Origin of the sequence: Cellulomonas sp., assembly GCF_965229465.1 — a bacterium.
In the GTDB taxonomy this organism is placed as follows: Bacteria; Actinomycetota; Actinomycetes; order Actinomycetales; family Cellulomonadaceae; genus Cellulomonas.
Genome location: NZ_OZ245882.1, coordinates 2,449,307 through 2,462,534 on the forward strand (window position 1 = coordinate 2,449,307; position 13,228 = coordinate 2,462,534).

Consider the following 13,228-nt stretch of genomic DNA (forward strand, 5'->3'; position numbering starts at 1 on the left):
CGGGTGATCCTCAGGGTGACGTTGACGGCGGGGCCCGAAATGTCTGTTTAGTGCCATGCCATCCAACATTTGTCGGGGTACGATTGCCGCTCATTTGGCTGACCTGAGACCAGATGGCCGACGATCGCGGGGGCGTGGCATGACTGATCAGGAAATCAGGCATCAGCATGCGCCGGTGATTCCGTCGCAGAGGAGCCGCGCTGCGGCTGTTCCGATCGCCCTGGGCTCTGGCACGTGGTGGCGCCGCTATTCAACCTTGGTCGCGATCACTGATGCTTTCGCCGTCCTTGTCGCTGTCGCTGTCGCCTACATCGTTCGGTTCGACATCTCTGGCCTCGCAACCGTCTCCGGCGAGTTCGCCCCCACGTACCTGGCCGTATCGGTGACATTGGCGGGCGCCTGGCTTGCCGCGCTCGCGCTGGGCCGCACCCGCGATCGGCGTGTTGTGGGCTCGGGCACCGCCGAGTACTCCCAGGTCTTCACCGCCACCTGGCGGCTGTTCGCGACCGTTGCCGTCTTCGCCTTCGTGTTCCGCATGGAGATCGGACGCGGATATCTCGGCTTCGCGGCGCCCGTCGGTCTCGCGCTGATCCTGGTGAGCCGCTATGGCTGGCGGCACTGGCTCCATCGGCGTCGCAAGCGAGGCGAGATGCAGTCCAGCGTTCTGGTGATCGGACATCGGGACAAGGCGGCACGGTTGATCACCGAGCTGCACCACAACCCGCTGGCCGGATACGGGGTCGTCGGGGTCTGCGTGCCCACAGGCGAAGTGAGCGCGGGCGAGATGGTCAGCGGCGTACCAGTGCTCGGATCCATGGACCAGGCAGCGACGATCGCGGAGGCGATCGGGGCATCTGCTGTCGCGGTTACCGGCGCGGACACGATCACGTCCGAGACGGTGCGCCAGCTCGGCTGGGATCTTGAGGGCAAGGGAATCGATCTCGCGCTCACTCTCACGCTGCTCGACGTGGCCGGGCCGCGCGTGATCATGCAGCCGGTCAACGGCCTGCCTCTGATGTACGTCGATGAGCCCAGATTCACTGGAGGTCGGTACGTCGCGAAGTCGGTGTTCGACTGGATGGCTGCTGCCGTCATCACCGTGCTGCTCTCGCCGCTGCTCCTGGTACTCGCTGCGCTCGTCGGTCTCACCAGCGCCGGACCTGTGTTCTACACCCAGGAGCGGATAGGCAAGGACGGCCGGCGATTCAAGATGATCAAGTTCCGGTCGATGGTCACGGACGCGCACTCCCGGCTCGGCGAGGTCCTCGCCCTCGAGGGTGTCGACGAGGTTCGGATGTTCTACAAGCCGAAGAATGACCCGCGCGTCACGAAGGTGGGACGCCTGATCCGTCGGTACTCGCTCGACGAGCTACCCCAGCTCCTCAACGTGCTGCGTGGCGAGATGAGCCTCGTCGGGCCACGACCTCAGATCGATGCGGAAGTCGCGCAATACGACCGAGCCGCTCACCGACGTCTGTTGGTGAAGCCTGGTCTGACTGGCCTGTGGCAGACCTCCGGCCGTTCCGAGCTCTCGCCGGAGGCAGGCATACGCATGGACGTGACTTACGTGGAGAACTGGACGCTCTTCGGCGACGCGCTCATCCTGGCCAAGACGGCGAAGGCCATGCTCTCCACGGCCGGGGCCTATTGATGCGGACGAGTACTACCAAGAGTTCGACGAGCAGCATCGCAGTCGGGTCGAGCCAAGGCGGGCCCAGGCGGCGGGCACTCGTGGTCTCGCCCTCGTTTTTCGGCTACGAGCACGCAATCACGCAAGCTCTTCGTGACGCCGGACTAGAAACTCGCTTCCTGGACGAGCGGCCTGCCAACAGTGCGTTCGCCCGGGGTCTGTTCAGGGCGATCCCTCGTCTCACTCGGCCGTGGAGCGAGGTCTACTTCCGTCAGGCCCGGCGCGCTCTGGCCGACGTCGACCTCGATCTGGTCCTCGTCATCAAAGGCGAGTTGACGCCCAGGACGTTTCTCGACGAGCTGAGGCGGGATCATCCGCGAGCAGTCGTCGTGTATTACGCGTACGACTCGATGGCCGAGTCGGGGGGATACGCGCGACTCCGTGACCTGGTCGACGTTGCACTGACGTTCGACCGCGACGACCTCGCCAGGGACAGCGCACTTCGTTACTACCCACTCTTCTACACGCACGAGTTTCGCACCGGTGACGGACTCTCAGGCTGGGATCACGACGTCGCATTCATCGGCACCGTGAACCCGGAGAGGTACAGCGTGGCGAGGGCGATGTCGCGTGAGTTCCCGAACTCGTTCGTCCACCTGTACTCGCCGGCTCGCTGGTATGTGCCTCTGCAGAAGCTGCGATCACCAAAGTATCGGGCCATAGATACACGCCATGTCTCGACCGTGAAGCTGCCTCGAAGCGCCGTGGCCGACGTCTTCCGGCGTTCGCGCGTCGTTGTCGACCAACAGAAGTCCGGTCAGGGCGGCCTGACGATGCGAACGTTCGAAGCACTTGCTTCAGGCGCCGGTCTCGTGACTTCGAACGAGACGATCCGCGCGGAGGCCTTCTATGACGACCAGCGGGTGGCAGTGGTACCGCACGACGATCCGACCGCGACCGTCACGGCAGTTCGGACGATGCTCACGTCTGGATCAGCGAGGTCGACTCCCGACTCGTTCGCCGAGCACTCCATCGACTCGTGGGTCCGTGGACTACTGACGTTCGCAGACGCCTGGGCTGCAGCCGCCCCGCGTGAGACGGCCTGGGCGACGGGCAGTGGGGCAGCTCCGTTGAAGGTCGTGTTCGATGTCATGGGTGCGCCCCAGCAGTCCGGCGGAATGAACCTGTACGCATCCGAGCTCGTCCGTTCGTGGCATGCCCTGGGCAACGGCGACCGACTCACTGTGGTCGGCGGTAGTTGGGCGAAGGATGCGTTCAGCGATCTCGCCGGAGTGCGCGTCCGAACGGCGCCCGACGCGAACGTCGTCGGGCGGAGCCTGACGCAGCTGGTGGGGACCGCGATGGTCTACTGGCGCTCCGGCGCCGACGCGGTTGTCTCCGCAAGCCCGATCGTCACGCCGCTGGTGCCGCGCTCCGCCCGTGTGTGCGTTGTCCACGACTGGCGGCACATCAAGAACCCCCATGAGTTCTCGAGCGCGCAACGCGTCTACCGACAGCTGTGGAGAGCGTCGGCTAGATGGGCGGGCAGGGTCGTTGCCATCTCGTCGAAGACAGCACGAGAGACGCGAGCGATCAATCCCGGGGCGCAACCCGTCGTCGTCGAGAACGGCCGCGATCACGCGCGCAGATGGATCGTGTCGCCACTCACGAACGCCGTCCCGTCCATCGTGACCTTCGGCCACCACCCGAACAAGCGTCCTGAGCTCGTCATCGATGCGGTGGCGAAGTCGGACGAGCTTCGAGAGGCCCGCGCCGTCCTGACCATTCTCGGGGCCCGTGGAGAGTATGCGCACGCGCTTCGCCAGATGGCTGTGGAGCGAGGTATCGGCTCGATGGTCGAGCTCCCGGGGTTCGTCGACTCTGACGACTACGAGCGGATCATCTCAGGCGCGAGCGTAGTGGTGCTCGCGTCGAGTGACGAGGGTTTCGGGCTGCCGGTTGCCGAGGCGCAATTCTTTGGGGTTCCTGTCGTCGCTACGTCGGACAGTGGCCTCGATGAGTTGCACACAGGGCTGATCGTGGCGGAACCGGACGGGCCTGCACTATCCCGCGCGCTAGCTCTCGCAGCGGGGAACCGCGGCGACGTCAGGGCGGAAGGCAGTCGAGCCTGGGCGGACACAGCGGCCGAGCTGCGCGACGTGGTGACCGACCTCCAACGCCCGCACCGAGTCGCCGATGCCGTAGGAGTCGAAGGATGATGCTCGTTCAGCTGCTCGTCGGTCTGTTGCCGGCGTCTGGCGTGAAGAACTGGATGCTGGGCCGCTTGGGGCACGACGTGCACACCACCGCATCGATCGCGCCCACTCTGATCCTTGGAAGAGTCCACCTCGACATCGACGCGCACGCGCGCATCGGCCCGCTGAACGCTCTGCGGAGCACCAACCTCCGCGTCGGCGAGCATGCAGAGATCGGCCAGCTGAATTGGATCTCGGCTGCCCCCTTCCTCGTCTCGGAATCCTCGGTGGATATCGCAGGCTCCCTGGTGCTCGGCGCGCATTCGTCCTTGACAAATCGTCACTACCTCGACACCTCTGGCGGCGTGCAGGTTGGTGCGTTCGCGACCGTTGCGGGCGTACGAAGCGTCTTCATGACCCACGGTATCGAGGCCGCGGACAATACCCTCGTTACGCGCGCCATCCGTATTGGCGACTACGCGATGGTGGGTGGGAGCTGTAAGTTCGTGCCCGGAGCGGTCGTCCCGGACAGGTCCATCGTGGGAATGGGCTCTGTTGTCATCCGCGGTCTGACCTTGGCTGGCGCGCTCTATGCCGGATCTCCCGCGACCTTCAAGCGTGCCGCAACACAGGGGGCCTACTTCAGCCGGACTGTCGGCAAGGTTCCCGTCCGGCCGCGCACGGCCAAAGCTCCGGACGCGACGACGTCGTGAGCAGATTCAGCGCCTGGACCCGGACCGGTGAACCTCGCAACAGGGTTGTTCGGCACGAGTTGGGTGTCCACCAACTCGTGGGGGCACTTCTCGTCAGTGTTACCGTCTTGGTGATCAGCTTCTTCGCGGTGACGTCCGTAGGATCGTTTCTAACGGACGCTCCTGGTCTGCTGAATCGTGATCTCACCCGATTCATTGTCAGCGCCTCACTCGTCGGAATCAGCATTCTTGGCTACGTTGCTTGGCCCAGCAGATGGAACCTGCTCGCTCACTCCCAGTTGATATTCGGTATCGTCGCCTATGTTATTCCTCTGTACTACATAGACGTCTCCCGAAATGTCGGAGCTGGCGTGTGGGACTCCTACGCGCGAATAATCGGAGCAGGCTTTGTTGCCGCTCTTGTGGGTGTAGTCGTGAGCAATTACTCCGGTGGCTGGCTGAGTGGTGCAGCGTCACGGGTAGCGGCGCGAGTGCAAATCGCGACCAGATCGGGCGTCACCTCTCGCCGCGTCGCGACGCTCCTGGGCGCGTCGATCCTCGGATTGCTTGTGAGCTTTGCTGTCATGGGATTCATTCCTGCGTTGGCGCCGGATCCCTACGCAGCAAAGTTCTTCAGGGGAGCCTACGCCGCGTCCTATCAGCCTGTTGCCCCTCTCTACCGTGCATCGTCCAGTCTCATCTCGGTTCTACTGCCGCTCGCCGCTGTTTTTGCTTGGACACAGCGGACCGCGCGATGGACCGCCCTACTCGGCGGGTCGGTCCTTTGCATGATTCTCACGCTCCAACGCGGCCCGGCGGTCGGCGGCGTCCTCCTATTTCTTGGCGTTCTTGCAGCGGGGCGTCGCGCGAGAATGCCGTGGTACTTCCTAGCACTGTTCGCCGTCTACTTCTTGGGAAGCGCAGTGTATGCACTGCTCAACGCTCTCGGTTTCGGCGCGTACGGGCAAGCGAGCTCGATGAACTTCATCGAGAGCGTGGCCGCTGGGGCACCCGACATCGCCGACCAGCTTGCATTCATGACTCGATGGTTGGCCGACCCCGTCTACTCGGACGGCCGGACCTTCGTTGGCGGCCTTGTGCCCGGCAACTATGAATGGAACCCGTCGGTGTGGACGCTATCCATTACAAATCCAGGAGTCGACGTCGCCGCGATCAGCTCGGGTGGATACAGGCTTCCCCCGCAAGTCTGGGGAATGGTGAGTTTTGGTTGGGTCGGTGTTTTCGCCGTCAGCCTGCTGTATGGGTGGGCGCTTGGCCGCCTAACGCGGACCATGCGCCAGGTCATCCCCAGTGACCGCATTGAGAACACGGTCGCGTTGTTCGTCGTCATCGGAGCGGCAATGGACTTGTTCACACGCTTTTATGCGATGTCCTACATCATGCTGGTGCAGCTCGCGGCCGTGCTCTTCGCCGTTGGCGTGGTGGCGGCGGCGGGCGGCAACCTTCCCGGTGATGAGCGCAACCTGACTCAGTCTCAACGTGGGGGCGCTCGGTCAAAGCTCGTCCGGTCGTCACTCGATCGGCAACCGACTGCGGTTCCCATGACCCACAAGGGTGATTCATGAACTCGCCCGTGCATGTGTGCATCGTCAACTACCGATCGGCGGGCTACCTGCGAGCATGCGTGGAGTCGATGCTCCTGACGGCGGTCTCCAGCATCACGATCGTGGACAACGCATCGGGCGCGGATGAGCGCGCGGAACTGCACGCGGTCTCGGCCCTTGACCCGAAGATCTCACTCCTCCTGAACGACACCAACCTGGGATTCGCAGGAGGCGTCAACCGTGCGGTGCAAGCGTCACCTGCAGGCGACGACGATCTGATCTGGATCGTGAACCCCGACACCACGGTCTCCGGCGACGCGCTCGACCGCCTGGCCCAGGTCCTCGACAACGACACCATGGACATTGTGTCGCCCGTCATCTTTACCGGTAGCAGTTCGAATACGACCATCTGGTACGCCGGAGGATGGATCGACTACGCAAAGGGCGTGACGTGGCATGACGAGAAGATGCCACAAACGGACCTACAGAGTATCCCCACCGGGTTCATCACCGGCGCGGCGCCAATGATGCGACTACGGACGTGGCGTCAGCTCGACGGCTTGCGGGAGGAGTTCTTTCTTTACTGGGAGGACGTCGAATTCAGCGCTCGCGCGCTCAGCGCTGGTCTGCGACTAGGTGTTGTTCCTCAAGCGAAGATCTGGCATGCCCAAGGCGGATCCGTCGGGACTTCAGGCGGCGGCATGAGCGCCGGGTATTACTACTACGGCCAGAGGAATCGGATCCTTGTTGTACGGCCGCGTGTCGGTCTACTGACGATCCTCGCCGGGTCGGGGTTCAGGGAGACGGCACGGCTTATCGTCAAGCCGGCGCTTCTGGAGTCTGCGCCACGTCTGCCCAAGCTCAGGGCATCGATACGCGGCATCCGCGATGGTATCGGTGGTGTGACGGGGCCGGTGGTGACCGATGGTCGAACGACGAGGCGCGGTGCCCTCGGCCGGGGGGGTAATGCAAGTGAATGACCAGCCCGTCGCAGGGGATGGCGGTCAAGCCAATCATCCAACTGGTTCCGTCGCCACTCTGGGTGCGTACGACCGTTTCAACTATGGCGACCTGCTCTTCCCGCTGGTTCTGGACGACGCGGCCGCTCGACTCCGGCTGCGCCCGCTATCGCACTTTTCGGTGCGCGCCGCCGATATGAGCAACTTTGCTGGCTTCACGTGCCACTCGCTCGCGTCGAAGGAGTTTGCGGGCGCCACCGGTGTCCTTGTCGGAGGTGGTGAGGTGCTCGGCGCGCGTTGGGGCCAAGCTCTGATCTCGCAAACGCCTGCACCATTCGACAAGGCACTGCTGGCCCTCAACAAGATCTCCGCTCGTGGGCTCGACCTCTATTCGATGTGGCGGCTTGGTGGCAGTGACTTGTCGCCCTTCATTCCCACCGTCGGACCGGACCGTCGACTCGCGACGAACGCAATCGGTGCCTCGTCGATCGCGATGCTGCCACCGCGGTATCGGGCTCATGTGATCGAAGTACTTGCCTCCGCTGCATACCTGAGCGTCAGGGATTCGGCCGGACTAGAGCTGCTGCGCGGGGAAGGATTGCGGCCCACGCTGGCGCCCGACAGCGCCTCCGTGCTGGCGAGGTTGTATCCCGTCCCTCGGGTCGACAACGGAACTCTTGTCGTCCAATGCTCGTGGAGCTGGTTGCGCAGGAACTTGTCGCCGTTTCTTCAGTTCGTGCGCGAGGCTTCTAGTCAGTACACTCAGATTGCTCTCCTGCCGATTGGCCTTGCGGGCGGTCATGGAGATTCGGAGGCATTGCGACGCGTCCAGAGTGCGGTGCGTCGAGAGAATGTCCAGGTTGTTCAGGTCCGTCATATTTGGGATATCGCCGAAGCAATCGCACAATCCGCTGCGTTCGTCGGCTCCAGCCTTCACGGCCACGTCACTGCGATGGCCTATGGTGTCCCCTCCGTCGCCCTTGCCGGGATATCGAAGCTCACCGCCTACGTGGAGACTTGGGGTGATGACGCAATCCCGGTCGTGGCGCCCCTTGATCTGTCGGCAGCTGTTGTTCGTGCAAGGTCAGCCAACTTCGCTTTTCTGCTTGAGCGCGCCGACCGTCTCGCCGACCTGGCCGACGTAAGCACGCGGCGTGCCCTTGCTTCTCTAGCTGAACAGCAATCCTGATGGCGGCACCTACGAAATCGCGGTTGATCGCTCTGCTGTCGGGTCCGTCCACCATCGTCGCCAGCCGTGTAGCTTCCGCTGCACTGGGGCTATTGAGCGCACCGATTCTCGCCAGGTCGCTCGGGACCGAAGGTCGCGGCGAGACGGCCGCTGCTCTGGCTTTGACCGGACTTCTGCCGATTGCGCTTTCGATGGGCATCCCGATTGTCGCGAGACGACGCGCAGCACACGATGACCGTGTTGCGGAGACTGTTCGCACCATTCGTTTGCTCGGTCTCGTGGCTGGGCTCGTCGGGGCCCTAGTCGGCTGGGGCTCGGCGGCCTTGGTGCTGGACTCCCTCGACACTCAGGCGCAGGTGGCGCTGATCGTTGCGAGTGCAGGCTGCAGTGCCGCCGGGCTCTTGTGGATCTCGGACGTCAATATACTCATGGGGCAGGAACGTCACGGGAGCTTCGCGGTCGTGAACCTCGTGGCAGCGAGTGTGTTTGTGGCGCTAGTTGCTGTCGCCGCGCTCACCAACTCGATTTCTGTCGCGGTAGTCATTTGGCTGAATCTGGCCGCAATGGTTGGCACCCTTGTGGTCTCCAGCCTCCTTGTTCGCGCGCCGCTCAGAGGGCCACGGGCGAGCGCGTCCGTACTTCTGCGTGAGTCCCGCCGGTACTACGGTGCGCAGGTCGCCGAGGCAGCGTCGTATCGGCTCGATCAGTTCTTTGCCTTACCGATCATTGGCGCCCAGGCGGCGGGCCTCTACTCGGTTGCGGCAACGATCGCGTTGCTTCCGATGGCGGTTGGGCAGGCAATCGGGTCCAGCACATTCCGGTCGTTCATTCGTGCCCACAGCAACGGGACGCTTGACGATGTACTCCGGCGAGATGTTCGAGGAGCGATGGTCGCCGGCTGGGCATCCGCGCTCGCTGTCGGCGCCGCGACGCCAGTCATCGTCTTGGTATTCTTCGGTCAGCAGTTCGCTGGCGCAATCATTCCGGCGTTCATAGCTGCCGCCGGCGCGGTCGCGGTGGTGGCCGGATACGTCGTAAACTCGGGCCTGGTGGCGCTCAACAAGGGCTGGCAGCAGACCACATCTCAGGTCGCTGGACTCGTAGTGGGTGTGGGGCTTCTCGTTCTGCTGGGCCCACGGCTGGGCGCGATCGGTGCAGCAATCGCGTCGTCTTGTGGCTACTGGGTCACGTTCCTCGTCGGATGCGGAGCGGCACGGGTACGGGGCCGTGAACTGTTACCGCATCGCGGCGACGTTCTGGCGGGCGTGCACCTGCTGTGGCCGCAAAGGCGGGTATAGAGACCGCGACCGGGACGACGGATACGCCGGCGTATCGACCCAAGCTCCGCTCAAGAGTTCCCTCGGCATCAGACGGATCTGATTGTGTGATGTCGACTCAGGATGTCCCCACCAGATCCGCAGGACGTGCTGCCCGCGCAGCGGGACAGCGGAGTCGTAGGTAGTGCCCGCAGTTCTTCAACGCAAGGAGTCCACGAGCATGTCTTTTGCTGATGCCGAGAAGATGCGGTCGGCCACTGTTCTGGTGACCGGGGGTGCGGGGTTCATCGGCGCGGCAATCTCGGGTGGGTTGGCTGATGCCTTCGGCCGGGTAGTTGTGGTCGACAACCTCCATCCACAGGTCCACCCGACTGCAGACCGACCGGTCGGGTTGGACCCGCGTGCGGACCTTCGTGTCGGCGACGTCACGATGTCGGCGACCTGGGACACGGTGCTGGCCGACGTGCACCCGGACGTTGTCGTCCATCTGGCGGCCGAAACGGGTACCGGACAGTCCCTGTCCGAAGCTTCGCGCCACGCGATGGTGAACGTTGTTGGGACCACGCAGATGCTCGATGGCCTGCTACGTCACCAAGCACTGCCAAGGCGAATCGTGCTCACGAGCAGTCGAGCGGTGTATGGCGAGGGCGCTTGGAAGCGCCAAGGCGGTCCACTGTTCTACCCCGGGCAGCGGACCAACTCCATCCTCGAGGCGGGGCAGTGGGACTTCCCTGACAGTGCGCCGGTCGCGATGGCGGCCGAAGATGTCATGCCAGCTCCCGTCAGCGTCTACGGCGCAACGAAACTGGCCCAAGAACATGTTCTTACGTCATGGGCGCAGTCGGTCGATGTAGAGCCGGTGATCCTGCGGCTGCAGAACGTCTATGGCCCGGGGCAGTCACTAATCAATCCGTACACGGGCATCATGTCGTTGTTCTGTCGTCTCGCGAAGGCCGGCCGATCCATCCCGCTGTACGAGGACGGCGCGGCTCGGCGTGACTTCGTGCTGATCGACGATGTCGCGCGCGCGGTGGTTGCAGGGGTCATGTCGGCAGCTCCAGGGGCAGTTCCGATCGATATCGGCTCCGGGGAGCAGCAGACCATCGCCCGGGCCGCAGAACTCATCGCCGCTCGCTACGGCGCGCCCGCGCCGCACGTGACCGGGCAGTTTCGGCAAGGCGACGTGCGGCACGCATGGGCGGACGTTTCGCGCGCCGGAGAAGTGCTGAGCTGGACGCCAGAGTTCAACCTTGACGCCGGAGTCGAGCGCCTAGCGGCGTGGATCGACGACCAGCCTGGCGTCAGCATCTAGCGCCACTCACCGGCGAGAGTCCGGAGGGGGCGAACGAGATTCGGTAGGCGGCCTAGTTGCGGCTTCTCGGCCTCGGCATCACGGGCTCCGGTGGGGGTTCGCCGTTCACTCGCCGGTAGACCAATGAACTCTCGATCAGCCCGAGCGCGACGCCAGCGGTGTTGGCGAGGAGGTCGCGGACGTCGGGAATCCTCGTCGGCAAGAACGTTCGCTGAGTGCACTCGATCACCAGGGAAGTGCCGAACCCAAGCGCGATGACCTGCCACCACGGGACGTCGGGCCACAACCGGCCTACGAACACGCCGAACGGCACGAACATCACCACGTTGGCCGCGAACTCGACGCCCTCGTAGCTGACCCCGACGCCGTGGGCGTTCAACCAGGTAACCGCGGCCCGCACCACACCGAGCGTCTCGTCGGGCGCGGGCGCGGGTCCGAGGGTGATGGCGGCGACCGCTGCGAGGTAGGCGATGAACAGCGCGAACACCGCCCGCCGCCCCTGAGGTATCACCCGCATCGGGCCAGGTTATGCGACGTTTCGGACGATATAGTCGGCGCTTCCCGATACCACTTGGAGTGATATCTCGTGCGTCTCTCAGTCATCGGTTGCGGGTACCTCGGAGCCGTTCACGCTGCCAGCATGGCGCAGCTCGGGCACGAGGTCATCGGCATCGACGTCGACGTCAAGAAGGTCGACGCGCTGCGTGCGGGCCGCGCTCCGTTCTACGAGCCCGGGCTGCCGGAGCTCCTCACGGAGGTCGGCGCGACCGGCCGGCTGACGTTCAGCACGGACATCGCCGACGCCGCCGGCGCGGACGTCCACTTCATCTGCGTGGGTACTCCGCAGGTGCACGGGGAGTTCCGGGCGGACCTGACCTTCGTGAATGCGGCGGTGGAGGCGTTGGTTCCGCACCTTCGCCCCGGGGACGTCGTCGCGGGGAAGTCGACGGTTCCGGTGGGGACCGCGGAGGCGATCGCGGAAGCGATCTCGGCTACCGGAGCAGTGCTCGTCTGGAATCCCGAGTTCCTCCGGGAGGGGTTCGCGGTCGAGGACACGCTGCACCCGGACCGTCTCGTCTACGGTCTGCCGACGGATGACGACGGCGAGCCCACCGCCGAGGGGAGCAAGGCGCGCTCGGTGCTCGACGAGGTCTACGCCACCCCGCTCTCGGAGGACACCCCGCTCGTCGTCACCGACTACGCGACGGCGCAGCTGGTGAAGGTCGCGGCGAACTCGTTCCTGGCCACCAAGATCTCCTTCATCAACGCGATGGCCGAGCTGTGCGAGTCCACGGGTGCGGACGTCACGCGTCTGGCTGACGCGATCGGGTACGACGCGCGCATCGGTCGCCGCTTCCTGAACGCGGGCCTCGGCTTCGGCGGTGGCTGCCTGCCCAAGGACATCCGCGCGTTCATGGCTCGTGCGGGCGAGCTGGGGGTGAGCGACGCGCTCTCGTTCCTGCGGGAGGTCGACTCCATCAACATGCGTCGCCGTGTGCGGATGGTCGACCTTGCGCGCGAGGTCTGCCACGGGTCGATCGTCGGCAAGCGCATCGCGGTGCTCGGAGCCGCGTTCAAGCCCGACTCCGACGACGTCCGGGACTCGCCGGCACTGTCCGTCGCCGCGCAGATGCAGCTCCAGGGCGCGCACGTCACGGTGACCGACCCGCAGGCGGTCGCGAACGCGCGGGCCAAGTGGCCGGACCTGCACTTCGCCGACAGCGCGCTCGAGGCTGCCAAGGACGCTGATGTCGTTCTGCTCGCCACCGAGTGGGCCGAGTACCGCGAGATCGAGCCCGACGCCCTCGCAGCGGTCGTGGCGCACCGACGGATCCTGGACGGCCGCAACGTGCTGCAGCCCGCCCGCTGGCGGGCCGCCGGCTGGACCTACCGAGCGCTGGGGCGTCCCTGATCGCGCAGCGCCGGAGCCACCTCGGCTGGTGGCTGGTGGGGATCGGCGTGATCCTCGCGGGGGTCGCGATCTACCTCGTCGTGCGGCCAACCACGACCGAGCTGCAACCGTGGTCGGCCGAGGGTGCAGACCCGGCGGCGTACGCGGCCGAGCTGGTAGCCGAGACGAACGCGGTGCGAGTGGACGAAGGTCTGGCGGCGCTCGGCGTCTCGCAGTGCGCGACGGATGAGGCGGCCGAGCGCGCGACGGCGCTCGACGGCGACCGACCGCTCGAGCACGCGTTCCTGACTCCGGTGCTCGAGGCGTGCGCGCCGGCAACAGCGGCCGCCGAGAACCTGGTGCGTGCCGCGGCGACGCCGCACGACGTGGTCGGCGCCTGGCTCGACTCTGCGGGCCATCGCGCCAACCTGCTCGACCCAGACGTGCAGGAGGTCGGCATCGGTTGCCTGCTCGACGGCGACGAGATGCTCTGCTCGCAGGTCTTCCTCGGCAAGTAG

11 protein-coding genes are annotated in these 13,228 nt (G+C 65.0%); 10 read left to right on the forward strand and 1 reads right to left on the reverse strand.

The features are described from left to right. The first annotated feature begins 139 nt into the window (after window positions 1-139). From ACO06A_RS11795 to ACO06A_RS11830, 8 genes are all read left to right on the forward strand, one after another. Window positions 140-1,651: a sugar transferase gene (locus ACO06A_RS11795; protein ID WP_421732395.1), complete on the forward strand. Its 1,512-nt coding sequence runs from the start codon at window positions 140-142 to the stop codon at window positions 1,649-1,651. Between the two features lie 80 nt (window positions 1,652-1,731). Further along, window positions 1,732-3,849 carry a glycosyltransferase gene (locus ACO06A_RS11800; RefSeq protein WP_421732396.1) on the forward strand — a complete coding sequence of 706 codons (2,118 nt, stop codon included), beginning with the start codon at window positions 1,732-1,734 and terminating at the stop codon, window positions 3,847-3,849. Beyond that, entirely contained in the window at window positions 3,846-4,538 is a 693-nt protein-coding gene (locus tag ACO06A_RS11805; protein ID WP_421732397.1) for an acyltransferase, read from the forward strand. The genes ACO06A_RS11800 and ACO06A_RS11805 overlap by 4 nt, the downstream gene beginning before the upstream one ends. Next, window positions 4,535-6,103, forward strand: a complete 1,569-nt coding sequence (locus ACO06A_RS11810; RefSeq protein WP_421732398.1) for a hypothetical protein — start codon at window positions 4,535-4,537, stop codon at window positions 6,101-6,103. The genes ACO06A_RS11805 and ACO06A_RS11810 overlap by 4 nt, the downstream gene beginning before the upstream one ends. Further along, window positions 6,100-7,062, forward strand: a complete 963-nt coding sequence (locus tag ACO06A_RS11815) for a glycosyltransferase family 2 protein (protein WP_421732399.1) — start codon at window positions 6,100-6,102, stop codon at window positions 7,060-7,062. The genes ACO06A_RS11810 and ACO06A_RS11815 overlap by 4 nt, the downstream gene beginning before the upstream one ends. Beyond that, window positions 7,055-8,230, forward strand: a complete 1,176-nt coding sequence (locus ACO06A_RS11820) for a polysaccharide pyruvyl transferase family protein (protein WP_421732400.1) — start codon at window positions 7,055-7,057, stop codon at window positions 8,228-8,230. Before ACO06A_RS11815 ends, ACO06A_RS11820 begins: the two co-directional genes overlap by 8 nt. Before the next feature lie 23 nt (window positions 8,231-8,253). Continuing rightward, complete coding sequence (locus tag ACO06A_RS11825) at window positions 8,254-9,528, forward strand: lipopolysaccharide biosynthesis protein (RefSeq protein ID WP_421732401.1); 1,275 nt, start codon at window positions 8,254-8,256, stop codon at window positions 9,526-9,528. A 199-nt stretch (window positions 9,529-9,727) separates the two neighbouring features. Further along, entirely contained in the window at window positions 9,728-10,819 is a 1,092-nt protein-coding gene (locus ACO06A_RS11830; RefSeq protein ID WP_421732402.1) for an NAD-dependent epimerase/dehydratase family protein, read from the forward strand. A 52-nt stretch (window positions 10,820-10,871) separates the two neighbouring features. Here ACO06A_RS11830 and ACO06A_RS11835 read toward each other — a convergent pair whose 3' ends face one another. Continuing rightward, complete coding sequence (locus tag ACO06A_RS11835; RefSeq protein ID WP_421732403.1) at window positions 10,872-11,306, reverse strand: VanZ family protein; 435 nt, start codon at window positions 11,304-11,306, stop codon at window positions 10,872-10,874. A gap of 99 nt (window positions 11,307-11,405) precedes the next feature. On the opposite strand from ACO06A_RS11835, the gene ACO06A_RS11840 reads away from it, so the two are divergent. Together ACO06A_RS11840 and ACO06A_RS11845 are read left to right on the forward strand one after the other, a co-directional pair. Continuing rightward, window positions 11,406-12,731 (forward strand): UDP-glucose dehydrogenase family protein, encoded by a 1,326-nt coding sequence (locus ACO06A_RS11840; RefSeq protein ID WP_421732404.1) that lies wholly within the window; start codon window positions 11,406-11,408, stop codon window positions 12,729-12,731. Between the two features lie 35 nt (window positions 12,732-12,766). Beyond that, window positions 12,767-13,228 carry a CAP domain-containing protein gene (locus ACO06A_RS11845; protein ID WP_421732405.1) on the forward strand — a complete coding sequence of 154 codons (462 nt, stop codon included), beginning with the start codon at window positions 12,767-12,769 and terminating at the stop codon, window positions 13,226-13,228.